Consider the following 17335-nt stretch of genomic DNA (forward strand, 5'->3'; position numbering starts at 1 on the left):
TGCCCACTCGGCCAGCAGGGGCGGCGAGCAGTGGAAACCCCGGAATCATGCGGATGTCAGCGCTGCGACGTTGCACTGCTCACCCCTGGGGATTCGCATAGACGGCGAGCTACAGAACGCTTGCGAGCGGGAGACGGAGGGGGGTAGGGGGTCCGGGCCCCATGCTCTGAGCGGGGCTGTGCTGCTCGGTGCGGGGCGTCCGGTACGGGTGTCGTGTGGCTTGACAGTGCGGTGATGTGGGAAGCCGCCCCGCTGATCTGTCTCAGGGATCAGCGGGGCGGTGTGCCGTGGGAGTGGATCACTCAGCACGGCGGGCTGAGCTCGGGGCGGTGAGAGGGGAGCGCTCATCATGACAGCGCCGGTCCTCACGGGTGCCGGGTTCTCACCGGTCCGGGTCAGCGGTCTAGGCGACGTCCTTGATGCGGATGATGCCGCGGGCGTGGGGGAAGCCGAAGCCGATGCGGCAGACGGCACGGATCGCGGTCTGGTCGTATTCGAATCGTGCGCTGCGGTCGATGACAACCTCAGTGTCACGGCGCAGGACGACGAACGTGCGGGCGGCGGGGATGCCCCATGCGGTGCCGCTCGTGACGCTCGGGGAGGTGCGCACGGGGATTCCGAGGATGGTTCGGCTCGGGCCGTTCTCCGCGCCGCCACCGAGCAGCAGAACGTTGGAGCCGGTGCCGGTCTTGACCTTTGCGAGGGTTGCGGCATCGGTGGGGTTGAGTACCCAGCTGGTCAGTTCCACGCCTTCGGACTCTGCGGCGGCGAGAGCGTCGATGTACGCATCGAGTCCTGCAGTCGGCACGGCGTCGATGTTGTTGAGTGAGGCGCCGGCGATCGACTCGAGACCGACCGGGCGGACTGCGTTGTAGTCCGCATCCTGGTCGTCGGTGATGACAGTGCCGAAGAATGCCCGGTCGATGCGGCGGGCGATGTCGACGGCGAGCCGCTGACCGATGATGCCCGCGGCCTGAGGATCGGAATCGTTGGCGAGCTCGTTTGCGATGTAGCTGATGCCAGCGACCTTGGCGGGGTTCACGGTGAGGTCAGCGCCGGTTGCTTCGGATGCCTGGATCTCGGTGTTCGCGTCGAGCCAGTCGGCGGACGGGTCGTCGGTGATGCGGGGGATGCGATACGCGGCCTGGTCCGTGTTGACGACGGTTGAGACGGCGAGGGCGACGGATTCGCGGGTCAGGGGCTCGGTGATGAGCGGGCCGACCTGCTCGCCGGTGAGGACGGAGAGGGTGGAAGAGTTAGCCATGATGGGCCTTTCGGATATTCGCAGACCTGACGGATATTCCCCCGGTATTCGCGAATGCGATTCTTCGGGGTGGTGTCGTGGTCTGCGGCCCGGTGCTGTGGCTTATGCGGTTACTATCCGCGTGCCCGTGCCCGGTGGCCCGTCCGGTATTCATCCTACCGGACGGGCCGTGTGATTGTCAGTCGTGCAATGCCTTCTGCCATGCCGCGCCGGGGTCGGTCGCTGCAGGTGGGGATGGCATCATCTGGCGGTTCATTGCTTCGAACAGGGGATACCCGGTAACGGGGCGCGGGCCGAACAGGTAGCCGCGTTCGGCTTGCAGCTCGGTGAGTGCGGCGGCGAGCTTGCCGGGCTCGATGCCGCCGACGTCGTCGGCGAGATCCGCGACGTTCACCCCGCCGATCTCGAACAAGTCGGCGGGCCGGTGCATGTACGGCAAGTCATCGTTCTGATTGATGAGCTGCTCGGCCACCTGACGCTGCAGGGCGGCAACGGTTCCGGAGAGGGCATCGCGTTCTGCTTCGACGGCTCGTAGCTCCTTGCGACGGTTTGCGGCCTCACGATGCGCGGCCTTCAGATCGCTGGGGATCTCTTCGGCATCCGTGTCGGCATCGGCGTCATCGATTGGGGACGGCTCGGAGTCGAGCATGCTCGCCTGCGGGGCGCTCTCGTCGTGGATGGGCGCTGTGGCGTCTGTGGTCCCTTCGGGAGTGCTGGCGTGGTCGCGGGCCGGTTGCGGGGTGGGTGTGGTGGTCATGCGTCCTCCTGGTCGTTTCGGATGATCGCATCGATGCGCGCGACGTGTGCCGCGGCCTGTTCGATGTACTGCTCGCCGAGGTGCGGCGCTGTGCTGCCCTTGGCTAGTTGATTTGCGGTGCGTACCAGTGCGGGTACAACTTCGGTCGAGAATCGGATGCACGAGTTGAATAGCACCAGGGGTGCCAGATCCGGGCCGACTCGTTCGACGGCCTCGAGGACGATCGCGTTTGCCCGTCCGCGTTGTGCGTAACTGTCTGCGAGACGCGCGGCAAGGCGCGCGCCTTCAAGTTCGATATGCGAAACCGGGGTCACTCCGGCATCCGTCAGAAAGAGGTCCGAATCCGTCATGTTTGTTCCTTCCAAGTGGTGCCGGCCCAGAAGCCGGCGGGCGGGAATGCGGCGCTCGCGTAGTCACCGCAAGTGTCGGCGAGCGGGCAGGATGCGCAGACGGTTCTGAGATCCTTGATGTCCTGTGCCGTGAGGTGGTCGGCGGTGAATCGGGCGTCACCCAGACAGGCGGGCCGGGTCGTCGACATCGCGTTGTTGAGGGCAGCGAATGCGGTAGCGGCAGCATGTGCCAGGTCGTTCTGTTGCGGCGTGCCGATCTCGCGCTGATCGAGTGCCTCGAGCAGTCGAGCCCATAGCTCTGGGTTCGTCGTCGTCGGCGTGGGTCGTGTGCTCATGCGGATATCACGGGTCGGCGAGGTTCCGTGATGTCGATGAGGTCGAGCGGCGCCCACGAACCGAGGTCGCGGGGGTGATAGCTGCTCTGCCCGTCGTCGCGCCAGCCGCAGCCGTTCGCACACCATCCGCTGACCGTGTCGAATCGATGCGGTGGCCGTATGCATGGGCCAGGGGTCATGCGAGCATCTCCGCGATCAGGCGCCCGTTGTGCTTGAGTTCGGGCGTGATCGCGACGTATCGGCCCGCGCAAACGTGCCCGACGGTTTGGCTGAGACTCCCGAACGGTGACTCGTACGTGATCGATTGGCCGGCTTCCAGAAATGCGATGCTCGAGCATTGGATGTGGGGGGTCGTCATGCTGCTTGCTCTTTCTCGCGCTCTGCGCGCGCTCGTTCGGCGGCGGGGATGAGGTTGGCGGGGATGCTGTCGCGATACCCACGGATGTAGGAATCGATTTGCGAGCGCTCGTATGGGGTGAGCGCGTCCAGCGAGCGCGGTTGCCGCTCGAGTTCGTCACGCCACAGTGACGTGACCTGTTCGGCCCATCGCTCGTGCGCTTCGCGATCCTGTCCACACGTTCGGCAGCGCTCATCGTGATCCCACCCGTTCGGGTGGCGGCGACACGCGCGTTCAGGCTCGGGTGGGCTCGACACAGGATGAGGCGCGATCGCCGCTTCGCTGCTAAGTGTCGATGTGTCCTTCGATGGGGTAACGGTCTGGGCGTTACCCATATCAGCGGAATCCGTTACCCATTCGCGCGACAGACCGTTACCCATTACGTGTTGACCGTTACCCATTTCCGGTGAGTTATCCACAGCCTCGCGGAGAGCGAGGATCTCGTACTCTGCGTTATACCCTGGGTGGGCATCGGAGATCTTCGCAAGAAGCTTCTTAGCCAGCAACGCCGGCAAGATTCGCCCGCTGAGCGCCTGTTTAGCCGCTGCAGTGCCGGGGCGTTTGCCTATCGCGAGTGCAAGGCGATTGTGTCCGTGCTTGTAGACGGTGGTGCCGGACTTCACGCTCTCGGCCATGTCAAGCAGGACGATGCGCTCAAACGGTGTTACAGGTACTCCGATAAGGCGTTCTTTCAGCGCGGCTGCTTCAGCGTGGGACATCGTGAATCGCGCTCCGAGACAGATCGTGGAGGTCATCACCTGCCTCGATTGCGTCTGGCAGCACGAAGTCGTCTAGATGACGCAGAGCGTCATTAACAGTGACGGGCCGACGCAGCAAGGCAACGGGAGACGATCGCATACAGCGGGTAGAGTCAGGGGAGATCAGCTCGCCAGCCAGATCATCGGGAGCCGCCTTCGGGCGGCTTTCCTCATTCACAGGGCACCACCGCCGATCGAACGCACGGCAGCGGGGATGCTTGCGATGTTCACTCGGATCAAACGCGGGCCGAAGCGCACGGCTTCGATCTCACCGCGGGAGATCATACGGCGGATGGTGTCGCGGCTGACGTCGTAGAGGTTTGCGGCGGCTTCGATGCTGACCCATTCCTGCAGGTCGGTCGGCGTGGTGTTCGTGCTTGCGGCCATGATCTGACTCCTTAACGGCAAAAGGCCCAGCCGAAGCTGAGCCCTGGGTAGAGTCGTCCCCCAGACGGGGGAGACTCAACGAATGGTTGAGAGTGCCCCGTCTAGGGCGGTAGGAGAGAGTTACCGCCGGGTGGCGCTAACGAAGAATGCTCCGCATAGCTGAGAAGCTTTGCGGAGCATTAGAGTGCAAGAAACCTCACACTACGTTCAAGGTATAGGGCTACCGGACACGCTGTCAACTCTGACGTTTCCAACGCGATCCATTGACGATGAGGTCGCCAAACCGGACTGCGAGATCGGGCATGCCAGGGCGAGATGCTTCCGTGGGATGCGGAAACGTCGCGATGTTGTCGGCGAGCAACCATCGGCGGATCGTCCGATCGCTGACGCCGAACAACTTCGGGAGCCACGCAATCGGGACTGCTGCGTCGTCTAAGTCATTTTCGGCGATCATGCGTTCACCGCGTGACTGCGAGATACGAGTTCGTCACAGAGGAGGCCGGCAATGTTCGAGATCATCTTGGGCGACACGAACGCCTCGCCACTCTCGATACGTCCAATCGGGCGACCGGTGATCTTCTGGGCATACTCGACAGTGAATCCGAGTCCTTCCCGCACCATCCGGATGGTCGCCGCGCCCGTCACGCCACCACCTCCGCGGTCACACGCTGCCGTGCGCGGGACGCAATGCCGATCAGTCGGAGCATCTCGTCGACGTTGCCACCGCCGAACACGTCTGCCGTGTCGACGATGTCGCCGAGCAACCACTTGCCGTAACCAGCGGTGACCCGCCGGAGCTTGGCTATCGGCCACCCGAGCGCTGCCGCGGCATCGGGCTTGCTCATCCCGCGATCCGCGATGAGTGAGGTGAGCTCGTTTCCGAGGTCGAGTGCGATCGCCTTCTTGACGCGGCCATAGGTACAGACGTTCTGACGGGTAGTCTCGTTGGTGGACATTTCATCTCCTAGGTGTTGATGTTCTCGCCCTCGCCGTGCTCCAACACGTCGGGGGCATCTTCTTTCCGGCGGTTGCCGGTGAGTCTCTACGCGAGGTCGGACATCCGGCGGGCAAGTTCTTCGTCGCGGCCCGCTGTGTGCTGGTATCTCATCGCGGCGGCAACAGTCGAATGTCCCAGCCGTGCCTGCAATTCCTTGAGCGTGGCTCCTGCCAGAGCGGCCCGTGTGGCCCCGTAGTGTCTCAGCCCGTGCCAGGGGAGATCCGGGCGCTTAGCGGCGATCCTGGCCGGGTTCCAGTGCTTGTAGAACGCACTCTGCGCGAGGTGCGAGTGTCCATCAGCAGCGGGGAACAGCAACGACTCTGCAAACGGATTCACGTGGTCGCGTAGGTGATCCTCAACGATGCGATTGACGTGCGGCGGCAGAACGATCGTGCGCACGCCCGCTTCGCTCTTGGTCGAACCGACGATGAAACCCTCTCCTGTGACGTGAGCGACAGCACGCGCGACGCTCACTGCAATCACCTGCAGATGTCCGTCATCGTCGCGGATCAGGTCGAGATCCTTTCGCCGCAGCTCTGTCATTTCGCCGTAGCGCACACCTGACCACGCGGCGATGATGACAGCGGCCTTGAACCGGGGTGTGATCTTGTCCACAATGACCTGCAGTTCGGCGCCGGTCGGCGGCTCCACTCTCTTGCCGGTTGATGCGGATGCGGCCCCGCGGATCTGGCACGGGTTCGATTTGATCCGCCCATCGGTCACCGCGGTAGCAAGAATCGACTTGAGCAGTTCGTAGGCGCGTGCGGCCTGCGTCTTGGTGCCGGACTTCACCAGCGCCGAATACCAGTCGCGCACATCTTCGGTGTCGATAGCCTGCAGTCGGGACTCAGCGAACGGCTCGAGCGGCTTAGCTATCAGCCGGCGGTACTCGGATGCGGTGCGGGGACGCAGATGATCGCCATGGCGGTTCGTGCGGGTCGCTACCCAGCGCTCGGCGTACGCGGCGAATGTCTCAGCCTTGCCCGCCTTCGCGTCCTGGTCGGCCTTCGCGCCGCGCGGGCTCCATTCGCCGTCCTCGATCTCGATGCGTTTGCGCGCTAGCCAGCCGCGGGCGTCGTCGATCGCGTCGAACGTCTGAGGCGCGGGGTAGCGTTCTCCGTCTGGGCCGGTGTATGAGGCCTGATAGCGCCCGCTGGGAAGCTTGCGGACTGCTCCGAATGACTCGCGGCGCTTCCGCTTCTTCTCTGCCATTAGGCGGCGCTCTGGCTCTTGTGGGACGTGCAGCGGAACAGTTGGCCGTGTGGGCCAGCCCCGAACGGTTCCATGACCGCATGCTCATCACCACAGACGACGCACGCGATGCCGTCTACCTGACGCGCTGTGAGTTGCCCCGGTTCGATGCTCTGAATGGTCATGCCCCGACCTCCACTTCGTGCAATACCGTGCAATATCGCATGCCCGGTTGTGCGTATCTGTGCTATCCAGTGACATTAACACTGGATCGGGACGCTCCGCAAAATTACGCGGCAGAATCGCGCAATTCTGCAGTTGGATCGGAGTTGAGGACAGTAGCGCTGATACAGTTTCGATCCCAGTATCGCGCACAGACACAGAAACCCCCGGTTCGCCGGGGGTTTCCTGCGTTTCGGGGTCACCCGCGTCCCAGCCACGCACCGGCCGCCACCAGCAGGGCTGCGGTGCCGGTCTGCAGCGTCGGCTGCATCACCGGCAGGAACTGCGGGGAGTGATTCGACGGGACGTCGGACTCGACGGTCCCGTTCGCGACGGCGGTGCGCCACAGCTCGGGGTCGGTGCCGCCGATGCCCCAGTACGCATAGGGCACGCCCAACGCCGTCGGGACGTCGCTGAAGTCCTCGCTGGCGGTCTGCAGCGAGAGCTCGCCTGCCCGATCCCCGATGTGCTCGTGGAAGGCCGCAGCCAGCTTCGCCGTCACGGCCTCGTCGTTGGAGGTCAACGGGAAGCTGTCGTAGACCTCGATATCCGGCTCCTTCGGTGCTCCGGACGCCGCGCTCTCGGCCCGTGCGATGCGCTCGATCGCCGCCAGCATCCGCTCCCGGGTCTGCGCCGTGTACGTGCGCAGGTTGAGCTCGAGGACGGCGTCATCGGGAATGATGTTGCTCTTGGTGCCTGCCCGGATGCTGCCCACCGTGAGGACGGCAGGCTCGCTCGGAGGTATCTCGCGCGACACGACGGTCTGCAGCCGCACGGCGATGAACGCGGCGAGGATGACCGGGTCCACGGTGTTCTGCGGCATCGAGCCGTGCCCGCCCCTGCCGTGCACCGTGATGCGCACGCTGTCCGCACTGGAGAGCACCGGGCCCATCCGGGTGCCGACCGTTCCTGACGGCCCGATCAGCACATGCTGGGCCAGGGCGACGTCGGGCTGGGGGATGGCATCGGCCAGGCCGCCCGCCAGCATCGACCTGGCGCCGTCACCGGTCTCCTCGGCAGGCTGGAACAGCGCGATCAGCGTTCCCTTCCAGGCATCCCGATGCTCCGAGAGCAGCCGTGACGCACCGAGCAGGCACGTCACGTGCACGTCGTGGCCGCAGGCGTGCATCACCGGAGTGGTGCGACCCTCGGCATCCGTCGCCTCGACCGTGCTCGCGTAGTCGGCGCCGGTGCTCTCCCGCACGGGAAGCGCGTCCATGTCGGCGCGCAGGAGCACGACGGCGCCGTCGCCGTTGCGCAGCACGCCTGTGACACCGGTGCCCCCGATCCGGGCCTTCACATCGAATCCCCACGCGGTGAGCCGCTTCGCGACCTCCGCGGCAGTGCGCGTCTCCTGATGGGACAGCTCGGGGTGCTGATGCAGGTCGCGGTAGAACGCCTCCTGATCCTGTCGGATGGACTCGTAGTGCTCCAGGACGTCTGCGATGGCGCTCACTGGTCTGCTCCCTCCGGATGCCGTGCGGCATCATCCGCCACGATACGACCGGGGCGGCGTCAGCGGGAGGTCTCCTGCGAGCCGGCGCGCGCATGGGGGATGCGCCAGTGGAAATGCAGCGAGAGCACGCGGAACACGAACACGATGGTGGCGGCGATGAAGGTCGACAGCGCGAGGGGGATCGGCGAGAACCACAGCGCCGCGGTGAGCGCCGCCCCCAGCAACGCCGGTACGGCGTACAGGTCGGAGGGGGTGAACAGCTGCGGGTCGCGATTGGCCACCACGTCGCGCAGCAGGCCGCCGCCGACCCCCGTGGTGACGCCCAGCAGCACGGCGGCGATCGGGTTCATGCCCGCGTTCAGAGCCGTCGCCGTGCCCGTGGTGCAGAACAGCGCGAGTCCGCCCGCGTCGAAGATCAGCAGAGGTCTCGAGTGTCGTTCGACGCCGGCCGCGAGGAAGTACACCAGCAGCGCGGCCGCGACGGGAGCAGCGAGGTGGATCGGCTGGTCGAATGCCACCGGCGGCCTGTCGATGATGAGATCGCGGATCACGCCCCCTCCCAGCCCGGTGAGGCTGCCGAGCAGCAGGGAGCCGATGATGTCGTAGCCGCGCTGCGCGGCCAGCAGGCTCCCCGAGATGGCGAAGAAGAACGTCCCGAGCAGATCCAGCACCAGTGCCCAGTTCATGCGGCGCCCCTTGTCGTCGATGATGACTGTCGGCCATCACCCCAGCACGATAGCGTTCCCCGTCGGATTCCGTGCGCCGCGCGGTGCACTACGCACGCCGCGGCGCCGCAGTCAAGGCCCTGTGCGCGGGCTGTGCTCGTTCCGTAGCGTTTCCCTGAAGGCGCCCGACGTTCTGACGAAAGGAAGTCGGCCTGGCGTCCTGAGGAAAGGAGTCGAGGTGAACATCCTCTTCATCATCATCGCCGTCGTGGCGATCGTGCTCGCGATCACCGGTGGTCTTGTGCAGTCGCTGAACTTCCTTCTCTGGGTGGGACTCGTCCTGCTCGCCCTTGCGGTCATCGCATGGCTGATCAGGGCCGTGACAGGTCGCAACACCACCACGTGACGCACGCGGGTCTCGGAGACGAGGCCACGACGCAGGGAGCAGGGGCTCCGGGAGAAGCTCGTCTTCTCCCGGAGCCCCTGCTCTCTGCGTCGGCGCTGCGCGCGAGCGACGTTCCGGATGCCGCGGCGCTGCGGCGTAGACTTGACTCATGGAATTCGTGCCGACCTGGACCGTGACCTCTGTCACCGCTGTCGTCACGCGAACTACGGGCGCCTGAGCGGGCGGGCGCGCGTGCGCCCGAAGCTGAGCCGTCGTCTCATTCCATCGTCAATCTGGAGAACCCCGTGTCAGACTTCGCCCAGCCCAGCGCCGACCAGCGCGACGGCTTCGCCCTGTTCACCGATCGTTCCGTCATCGCCATGCGCGTGGACGGCGTCCTCAAGGATCTGTCGGCGACCGTCGCTGAGGGCGACGTCGTCGAGCCGGTCACCGTCGACAGCAAGGACGGCCTCGACATCCTGCGCCACTCCACCGCTCACGTGCTCGCGCAGGCGGTGCAGCGCATCCGCCCCGGTGCGAAGCTCGGCATCGGCCCGTTCATCACTGACGGCTTCTATTACGACTTCGGCGTCGACGAGCCCTTCACGCCCGAGGACCTCAAATCCATCTCGAAGGAGATGCAGCGCATCGTCCGCGAGGGTCAGCGCTTCACGCGCCGCGTCGTCACCGAGGACGAGGCCCGCAACGAGCTTGCGAACGAGCCTTTCAAGCTCGAACTGATCGATCTGGCAGGTGGCCCGGGTTCCGGTGCGGATGCGGCGGAGGGAGCATCCGTCGAGGTCGGTGCTGGCGAACTGACCATCTACGACAATGTGTCGAAAGACGGCGAGGTCGCCTGGAAGGACCTCTGCCGCGGACCGCACGTGCCCAGCACCCGTCTGCTCGGCAACGGCTGGGATCTGACCCGCGTGGCCGCCGCCTACTGGCGCGGCAGCGAGAAGAACCCGCAGCTGCAGCGCATCTACGGCACCGCGTGGCCGAGCAAGGACGAGCTGCGCGCCTATCAGGAGCGCCTCGCCGAGGCCGAGCGTCGCGATCACCGCAAGCTGGGCGCCGAGATGGATCTCTTCTCGTTCCCGGACGAGATCGGCTCGGGTCTTGCCATCTTCCACCCTCGCGGCGGCATCATCCGCTACGAGATCGAGGAGAACCTGCGCCGTCACCTGCTGCGCAACGGCTATGACGTGGTCAACAGCCCGCACATCACCAAGAAGGACCTGTTCCAGACCTCGGGGCACCTCCAGACCTACGCCGACGGCATGTTCCCCCCGATGCACCTGGACGAGGTCGTGGACGAGGACGGGAACGTGACTCGGCAGGGTCAGGACTACTACCTGAAGCCGATGAACTGCCCGTTCCACAATCTCATCTTCCGCGCACGCGGTCGCAGCTACCGTGAGCTGCCGCTGCGGCTTGCGGAGTTCGGCACCGTGTACCGGTACGAGAAGAGCGGCACGCTGTCGGGACTGACCCGCGTGCGCGGTCTGACCCAGGATGACGCGCACATCTACGTCGCCCAGGACCAGGTGCGCGAGGAGCTGACCACCAACCTCAACCTGGTGCTCGAGCTGTTGCGCGACTACGGACTGAACGACTTCTACCTCGAGCTGTCCACCAACGAGGTGGGCAACCCGAAGTTCCTCGGTGAGCCCGAGCAGTGGACCACCGCCATCGACACGCTGCGCGAGGTTGCGATCGCCTCCGGCCTGGAGCTGGTCGCCGATCCCGGCGGGGCGGCCTTCTACGGTCCGAAGATCTCCGTGCAGGCGCGGGATGCCATCGGCCGCACCTGGCAGATGTCGACGATTCAGCTCGACTTCAACCAGCCGGAGCGCTTCGAGCTGGAGTACACCGGTCCGGACGGCGCCAAGCACCGCCCGGTCATGATCCACCGTGCCCTGCTCGGCTCGGTGGAGCGCTTCTTCGCCATCCTGCTCGAGCACTACGCAGGCGACTTCCCGCTGTGGCTCGCACCCGCGCAGGTCGTGGGCGTGCCGGTCGCCGAGCAGTTCGGAGGCTACCTCGATGAGGTCGTCGGTCAGCTCAGGGCCGCCGGCGTCCGCGCCGAGGTCGATCACTCCGACGACCGGATGCAGAAGAAGATCCGCAACCACACCACTTCCAAGGTGCCGCTGATCCTGATCGCCGGCGAGCAGGACCGCTCGGCGGGCACGGTCTCGTTCCGCTTCCGCGACGGGTCGCAGGAGAACGGCGTTCCGGTGGCGGATGCGGTCGACCGCATCCGCCGGGCCATCGCCGCCCATGCGCGGGTGATGACCTCCGAGGATCTGGCATGACTTCCGACACTGCCGAGCCGGCCGGCTCCGTCGAGGACGGAAGCCGGCTGGCCGGCGCGCCGGACGAGTTCCAGCGGCTGTGGACCCCGCACCGGATGGCGTACATCCAGGCGGGACCCGAGGTGCTGCGCGAGGAGTGCCCGTTCTGCGAGGCGCCGAAGCATCCGGATCCCGAAAGGCTCATCGTCGCACGCGGCGAGTCCGCCTACGTGCTGCTGAACCTCTTCCCCTACAACTCCGGTCACCTCCTGGTGTGCCCGTACCGTCATATCGCCACCTACGATCAGGCCACGCCCGAGGAGGTCGCCGAGATCGGCGAACTCACCCAGATCGGCATGCGCGTGCTGCGTCAGGTCTCGAACTGCGACGGCTTCAACCTGGGCATGAACCAGGGCGCGGTCGCCGGTGCGGGTGTGGACGGACACCTCCACCAGCACATCGTGCCGCGCTGGAAGTCGGATGCGAATTTCTTCCCGATCATCGCGAAGACCAAGGCCCTGCCGCAGCTGCTCGGCGAGGTGCGCGAGGCCGTGGCGCACGCCTGGCCGCGCTGATCCCTTCCGCCGCCCCGTCGCCGGCGCCTCCGGTCAGCGCACCTGCCGCGCGGTGAACTGCAGGCGCGGGTTCGCGTAGCGCTCCTGCGCCTGGATCAGCTGCAGTTCGCGGTCCCCGGACTCGAGGGTGAGCTGCAGCAGGTCGAACACACTGGAGACCGTGCGCTCCAGTGCGGTCCTGGCATCACCGGTGGAGACGTAGTGCGCGGTGAACAGCGCCGCCGTGACATCGCCGGAGCCGTTGGCTTTCATGGGCAGGTGCGGGGTGGCGACCAGCCACGCGCCGGTCCGGTCGGCTGCGAGCATCTCGATGGTGCCCTCTTCGCGGTCGGGGCGCTCCACCGACGTCACCAGCACGGTCGACGGCCCCATCGCCATCGCCGCGTCCACGGATGCGAGAGTCGACTCCACGGTGTCGGGGGAGGTGCCGGTCAGATACCCGAGCTCGAACTGGTTGGGCGTGATGATGTCCGCCACAGGCACGACCCGGTCGCGCAGCAGATCGGGGATCGCCGGTGCGACGAAGCATCCGGACTTGGCGTTTCCCATCACCGGATCGCACGCGTACACGGCATCCGGATTGGCCGCCTTGACGCGTGCGACGGCATCGATGATGACGTCACCGATTCCCTCGCCGCCCTGATACCCGCTGAGGACCGCATCGATGTGGGGGAGAACCCCGCGCTCCTCGACCCCGGTGACCACGTCGCGCACGTCGCTCGGATCGATCATCGGACCGCGCCACGCGCCATAGCCGGTGTGGTTGGAGAAGTTGACCGTGTACACGGGGAGCACCTCCACGCCGATGCGCTGCAACGGGAAGACGGCGGCGGAGTTGCCGACGTGACCGTACGCCACAGCCGACTGGATCGAGAGCATTTTCATCCTGACATCCTCTCACCGCGCAAGGACGGCTCAGCGCACGGCGCTCTGGAGATCGTCGAGCAGGCGCGCCGTGTCCTGCTCGGACAGATCGTGCACGGTGAGCCGCAGATGGTCCGATGCCGGTGATGCCTCGTCGATGCGGAACTCGTCTCCGGTGCGCACCAGCCAGCCGCGGCGCATCATCCGCTCCGCCGCGACCCGTGCCGGCACGGGCAGGCGCACCCAGAGACTCAGCCCGTCGGTGGAGTCGGTCCGGATGCCGCGAGAGGCCAGCTGCGCGGTGAACGCGTTGTTCCGCTCGGCGTAGTGGCGTGCGGCATCCGCGATCTGCTGTCGGACGCCGGCATCCGACAGCTGCGCGTGCGCGAGACGCTGCAGCAGGTGGCTCACCCACGTCGTCCCCGGGTTCAATCGCATGGCCAGCCGCTCGGCGGTGGTCGGGTCGGTGGCCGCCAGGGCAAGGCACATGTCGGGGCCGAGGAATTTCGACACCGACCGCACCAGAGCGTACCGACGATGTCCGGGGCCGATCAGAGACGCGTACGGGTGGACCGAGAGCATGGAGAAGTGGTCGTCCTCGACGATCAGCACGTACGGATGCGGCTCCAGCACCTCCCTGAGCGCCGCCGCACGAGCTGGTGTGAGACTCACCCCTGTGGGGTTCTGCGCGCGCGGCGTGCTGATGATCGCCCTGACACCGGCGTCCAAGGCGGCCTGCAGGCCGGCGACGGTCATGCCCTCCGCGTCGACGGGGACGGGGACGGCGCGGTATCCACCCAGGCGGACGGTGTGGATGCTGGCGAGGAAGCAGGGATCCTCCAGAGCCACCGCGTCATCGCGCGTGAGCGCCTGGGCGAGCAGACGCTCGACGGCATCGACGGCGCCACTGGTGACCGTGACGCGCAGATCATCGCGCGGGAGGTCTGCGAGCATCCAGGCGCGCGCCCACTCCTCCAGACCCGGGTCGATGACGGGCTCCCCGTAGAGCACGGGCCGGCCGACGATTCCGCGCAGTGCGGCGGACGGATCGGGGATGAGCGCCGGATCGGGGTTTCCCGATCCGATGTCGTGCAGCACCGTGTCGTTGTCGGCGCCCTCCTGGGCGACGTGCGCAGCACCCGCGATCAGCGTGCCTCCTCGGCCCCTGGAGACGACCAGGCCCGCCTGCGCGAGCTGGCGGTACGCGGCCACGGCGGTGTTGCGGTTGACGCCCAGGATGCCGGCGAGCTCGCGAACCGGCGGAAGCGCGTCGCCGGGGCGGAGCATCCCGCGCTCGCGCAGAGCCCGCACGCTGTCGGCGATCTCCGCGGCCGTGGTTCCGGTGATATCGAGGTCCATCGCCTCGATTCTAGGGTGCTATCTTTTGACATAGGTCAATAAACTGTTTGTACTCACCCGATTCCCGCCGAAGGAGACACGATGGCAGCCGCAGAGCAGACACCCACCACCGGATCACAGCGCGTCAAGCGCGGACTCGCCGAGATGCTGAAGGGCGGCGTGATCATGGATGTCGTCACGGCCGACCAGGCGAAGATCGCCGAGGACGCGGGAGCCGTCGCCGTGATGGCCCTGGAGCGCGTCCCGGCCGACATCCGCGCTCAGGGCGGCGTGTCGCGCATGAGCGATCCCGACATGATCGACAGCATCATCGCCTCGGTCTCCATCCCGGTCATGGCGAAGGCGCGCATCGGGCACTTCGTCGAGGCGCAGGTGCTGCAGGAGCTGGGCGTGGACTACATCGATGAGTCCGAGGTGCTCTCGCCCGCCGACTACGTGAACCACATCGACAAGTGGCCCTTCACCGTGCCCTTCGTCTGCGGTGCGACCAACCTGGGCGAGGCGCTGCGCCGCATCAACGAGGGTGCGGCGATGATCCGTTCCAAGGGCGAGGCGGGCACCGGTGACGTCTCCGAGGCCATGAAGCACATCCGGAAGATCCGCGGTGAGATCGCTGCCCTGGGGGCGCTGTCCACCGACGAGCTGTACGTCGCGGCCAAGGAGCTGCAGGCCCCGTACGAACTGGTCGCCGAGATCGCCGAGACCGGCACGCTGCCGGTCGTGCTGTTCGTCGCCGGCGGCGTCGCGACCCCTGCTGATGCCGCCATGATGATGCAGCTCGGCGCGGACGGAGTGTTCGTCGGATCCGGCATCTTCAAGTCCGGCGACCCGGCCGCACGCGCGGCCGCGATCGTGAAGGCCACGACGTTCCACGACGACCCGAAGGTCATCGCGGAGGTCTCGCGCGGCCTCGGTGAGGCGATGGTCGGCATCAACGTCTCCGACCTTCCGGCGCCGCACCGCCTGGCCGAGCGGGGCTGGTAAGCCGCCGATGACGGCGATTCGCGTCGGCGTGCTCGCGCTGCAGGGCGATGTGCGTGAGCACCTCGCCCTGCTCGAGCACCTCGGAGCACAGGTGGTGCGCGTGCGGCGCCCGGAGGAGCTCGCGCAGGTCGAGGGACTGGTGATCCCGGGTGGGGAGTCGACCGTGATGGACAAGCTGTCGCGGATGTTCGGCCTGCAGGAGCCCATCCGGGCGGCCATCCACGACGGCATGCCGGTGCTCGGCACTTGCGCGGGACTCATCATGCTCGCCGACCGCCTGGTCGACGCCATCCAAGGACAGCAGACCTTCGGCGGCCTGGACGTGCTCGTCCGGCGGAACGCCTTCGGTCGGCAGACGGAGTCGTTCGAGGTCGATCTGGACATTCCCGAGCTCGGCTCGGATCCGGTGCACACGACCTTCATCCGCGGGCCCGTGGTCGAGGAGGTCGGTCGGGATGCCACGCCGCTGGCGTCGCTGCATGACGGACGCATCGTCGCGGTCGAGCAGGGGAACCTGCTCGGCATCAGCTTCCATCCCGAGCTGAGCGGCGAACCGCGCCTGCATCGGCGTTTCCTGGATCGGGTCGCGACGCGCAGCTGATCCCCGAGGTGCGTCGCGGAGCCGATCAGGCGGTGATGAGATGCCGAAAGGCGGTCAGCGTGCGAGCGATGTCCTCGGACGTCGTGGCCCAGGACGACATCGAGCAGCGCAGCGATGCACGCCCGCGCCACTGCGCACCCGTCACCGCCGCGGTCCCGTCGGCGAGGATCGCCTCGCCGAGGGCGCGAGTGTCGTCATCCGTCCGGAGTCGGAACATGACCTGTGTGTAGACCACGTCGTTGAGCACTTCGACGCCGGGGATCTCGCGAAGTCCCTCGGCCATGGCCGTGGCATTGGCATGGAGCCGGTCGAGCAGTTCCGCGACGCCGGAGCGCCCGAGGCTGCGCAGCGCGGCCCAGGCGGGCACACCGCGTGCTCGGCGCGACAGCTCCGGAGTCACATCCCAGGGGTCCAGCCCCGAATAGATCAGGTAGTCGCCGCCGGTCCGGAACGCCGCGATCGAGTCGGCGGGGTCGCGGACGATCGCCATGCCGCAGTCGTACGGCACGTTGAGGGTCTTATGAGCGTCCGTGGCCCAGGAATCCGCGAGCGCCATGCCGTCGGTCAATCGGCTCAGGGCAGGAGACGCGGCGGCCCACAGACCGAACGCACCGTCGACATGCACCCAGGCGCCGTGCTGCTTCGCGAGGGGAATGAGAGACGCGAAGTCGTCGAACGCCCCGGTGTGCACCTCCCCGGCCTGCAGACAGACGATCAAGGGCCCGGTGCCGTTCACCAGCGCCGATTCCAGCGCGTCGACCCGCATCCGACCCTGGTCGTCGGTCTCGATCACCGTCATCTCGTCCGATCCCACTCCGAGGAAGCGAAGCGCTCGATCGACGGAGCTGTGCCGATCCGCTCCCACCACGACCCGCGTCGCGGGGGAGGACCGCAGCCCCTGGGCGGCGATGTTCCAGCCGGCCCTGGCGAGCACCGCGTTGCGGGCGGCGTTCAGGCAGCTGAAGTTGGCGAGCTGTCCGCCGGTGACGAAGCCCACGCTCGCTTCTGCCGGCAGCCCCAGCAGTTCGAGCATCCACTGACCGGCGACGCGTTCCATGGCGACCGTCGCCGGTGTGAGCGTTGCCGACCCGGAGTTCTGGTCCCAGGCCGACACCAGCCAGTCGGCGCCGAGGGCAGCAGGATGCGTGCCGCCGATAACGAAGCCGAAGAATCTTCCGCCGGGGATGGCCACGAGGCCCGGTTCCGCACGGCTCGCGATCTCCTCGATCACCGCGGCCGGCTCCGCGCCGTCCTCGGACAAGGGGCCCCCGAACGCCGCGAGCATCGCATCCAGACCCGCCCTCGGCCAGACCGGCCGATCGTCGACGCCGCGCAGGAACTCGGACGCGCGGCGGTGGGCCGCATCGAGCGCACGGCTCCTGGGATCCATGGCGCCAATTCTCCCACCGCGGACGCCACCCGACAATGGCACGCCTGCGCGGAGCGACAGGATCTCTTAGACTGGACGATGCCCTGGGCAGCGCCTCGGGG

The 17335-nt window shown here is 66.8% G+C and carries 18 protein-coding genes; 5 read left to right on the plus strand and 13 right to left on the minus strand.

Annotated elements, in window-relative coordinates; translation table 11 throughout:
- Positions 1 to 403: 403 nt before the first annotated feature.
- The 10 genes from ACFQY2_RS12225 to ACFQY2_RS12270 all read right to left on the minus strand — a co-directional run bounded on the left by ACFQY2_RS12225 (position 404) and on the right by ACFQY2_RS12270 (position 8800).
- Entirely contained in the window at positions 404 to 1264 is an 861-nt protein-coding gene (locus tag ACFQY2_RS12225; RefSeq protein ID WP_378746094.1) for a phage major capsid protein, read from the minus strand.
- A gap of 178 nt (positions 1265 to 1442) precedes the next feature.
- Positions 1443 to 1913, minus strand: a complete 471-nt coding sequence (locus tag ACFQY2_RS12230; RefSeq protein WP_378746095.1) for a hypothetical protein — start codon at positions 1911 to 1913, stop codon at positions 1443 to 1445.
- Between the two features lie 104 nt (positions 1914 to 2017).
- Entirely contained in the window at positions 2018 to 2371 is a 354-nt protein-coding gene (locus ACFQY2_RS12235; RefSeq protein WP_378746096.1) for a hypothetical protein, read from the minus strand.
- Positions 2368 to 2706, minus strand: coding sequence for a WhiB family transcriptional regulator (locus ACFQY2_RS12240; protein ID WP_378746097.1), 339 nt, complete (start codon positions 2704 to 2706; stop codon positions 2368 to 2370). The genes ACFQY2_RS12235 and ACFQY2_RS12240 overlap by 4 nt, the downstream gene beginning before the upstream one ends.
- A gap of 354 nt (positions 2707 to 3060) precedes the next feature.
- Positions 3061 to 3858, minus strand: coding sequence for a hypothetical protein (locus ACFQY2_RS12245; protein WP_378746098.1), 798 nt, complete (start codon positions 3856 to 3858; stop codon positions 3061 to 3063).
- 177 nt (positions 3859 to 4035) lie between these two features.
- Positions 4036 to 4248, minus strand: coding sequence for a helix-turn-helix domain-containing protein (locus ACFQY2_RS12250; RefSeq protein WP_378746099.1), 213 nt, complete (start codon positions 4246 to 4248; stop codon positions 4036 to 4038).
- 641 nt (positions 4249 to 4889) lie between these two features.
- Positions 4890 to 5204: a hypothetical protein gene (locus ACFQY2_RS12255; protein WP_378746100.1), complete on the minus strand. Its 315-nt coding sequence runs from the start codon at positions 5202 to 5204 to the stop codon at positions 4890 to 4892.
- Between the two features lie 86 nt (positions 5205 to 5290).
- A complete protein-coding gene (locus ACFQY2_RS12260) occupies positions 5291 to 6457 on the minus strand; it encodes a tyrosine-type recombinase/integrase (RefSeq protein ID WP_378746101.1) in 1167 nt (388 codons plus the stop codon).
- 400 nt (positions 6458 to 6857) lie between these two features.
- On the minus strand, positions 6858 to 8114 hold the full coding sequence (locus ACFQY2_RS12265; protein ID WP_378746103.1) for an amidohydrolase: 1257 nt from the start codon (positions 8112 to 8114) through the stop codon (positions 6858 to 6860).
- Between the two features lie 59 nt (positions 8115 to 8173).
- The gene (locus ACFQY2_RS12270) at positions 8174 to 8800 is read right to left on the minus strand and encodes a trimeric intracellular cation channel family protein (RefSeq protein ID WP_378746104.1); all 627 of its coding nucleotides are present in this window, start codon (positions 8798 to 8800) and stop codon (positions 8174 to 8176) included.
- A 217-nt stretch (positions 8801 to 9017) separates the two neighbouring features.
- Here ACFQY2_RS12270 and ACFQY2_RS12275 point away from each other — a divergent pair, with 217 nt between their 5' ends.
- From ACFQY2_RS12275 to ACFQY2_RS12285, 3 genes are all read left to right on the plus strand, one after another.
- The gene (locus tag ACFQY2_RS12275) at positions 9018 to 9185 is read left to right on the plus strand and encodes a hypothetical protein (RefSeq protein WP_378746105.1); all 168 of its coding nucleotides are present in this window, start codon (positions 9018 to 9020) and stop codon (positions 9183 to 9185) included.
- A gap of 359 nt (positions 9186 to 9544) precedes the next feature.
- Positions 9545 to 11482, plus strand: a complete 1938-nt coding sequence (gene thrS / locus ACFQY2_RS12280; protein ID WP_378746171.1) for a threonine--tRNA ligase — start codon at positions 9545 to 9547, stop codon at positions 11480 to 11482.
- Positions 11479 to 12036 (plus strand): HIT family protein, encoded by a 558-nt coding sequence (locus ACFQY2_RS12285; protein ID WP_378746106.1) that lies wholly within the window; start codon positions 11479 to 11481, stop codon positions 12034 to 12036. Before thrS ends, ACFQY2_RS12285 begins: the two co-directional genes overlap by 4 nt.
- 33 nt (positions 12037 to 12069) lie before the next feature.
- Here the strand turns inward: ACFQY2_RS12285 and pdxY are convergent, their stop codons facing one another.
- Positions 12070 to 12921 carry a pyridoxal kinase PdxY gene (pdxY, locus tag ACFQY2_RS12290; RefSeq protein ID WP_378746107.1) on the minus strand — a complete coding sequence of 284 codons (852 nt, stop codon included), beginning with the start codon at positions 12919 to 12921 and terminating at the stop codon, positions 12070 to 12072.
- A gap of 30 nt (positions 12922 to 12951) precedes the next feature.
- Positions 12952 to 14259, minus strand: coding sequence for an aminotransferase class I/II-fold pyridoxal phosphate-dependent enzyme (locus ACFQY2_RS12295; protein ID WP_378746109.1), 1308 nt, complete (start codon positions 14257 to 14259; stop codon positions 12952 to 12954).
- An 81-nt stretch (positions 14260 to 14340) separates the two neighbouring features.
- On the opposite strand from ACFQY2_RS12295, the gene pdxS reads away from it, so the two are divergent.
- Together pdxS and pdxT are read left to right on the plus strand one after the other, a co-directional pair.
- Entirely contained in the window at positions 14341 to 15243 is a 903-nt protein-coding gene (gene pdxS / locus ACFQY2_RS12300) for a pyridoxal 5'-phosphate synthase lyase subunit PdxS (protein WP_378746110.1), read from the plus strand.
- A 7-nt stretch (positions 15244 to 15250) separates the two neighbouring features.
- A complete protein-coding gene (gene pdxT / locus ACFQY2_RS12305) occupies positions 15251 to 15844 on the plus strand; it encodes a pyridoxal 5'-phosphate synthase glutaminase subunit PdxT (RefSeq protein ID WP_378746111.1) in 594 nt (197 codons plus the stop codon).
- 25 nt (positions 15845 to 15869) lie between these two features.
- Here pdxT and ACFQY2_RS12310 read toward each other — a convergent pair whose 3' ends face one another.
- Complete coding sequence (locus ACFQY2_RS12310; protein ID WP_378746112.1) at positions 15870 to 17234, minus strand: pyridoxal phosphate-dependent decarboxylase family protein; 1365 nt, start codon at positions 17232 to 17234, stop codon at positions 15870 to 15872.
- Between the last annotated feature and the right edge of the window lie 101 nt (positions 17235 to 17335).

Source organism: Microbacterium sp. GCM10027623, assembly GCF_042666935.1.
Classification (GTDB): Bacteria; Actinomycetota; Actinomycetes; order Actinomycetales; family Microbacteriaceae; genus Microbacterium.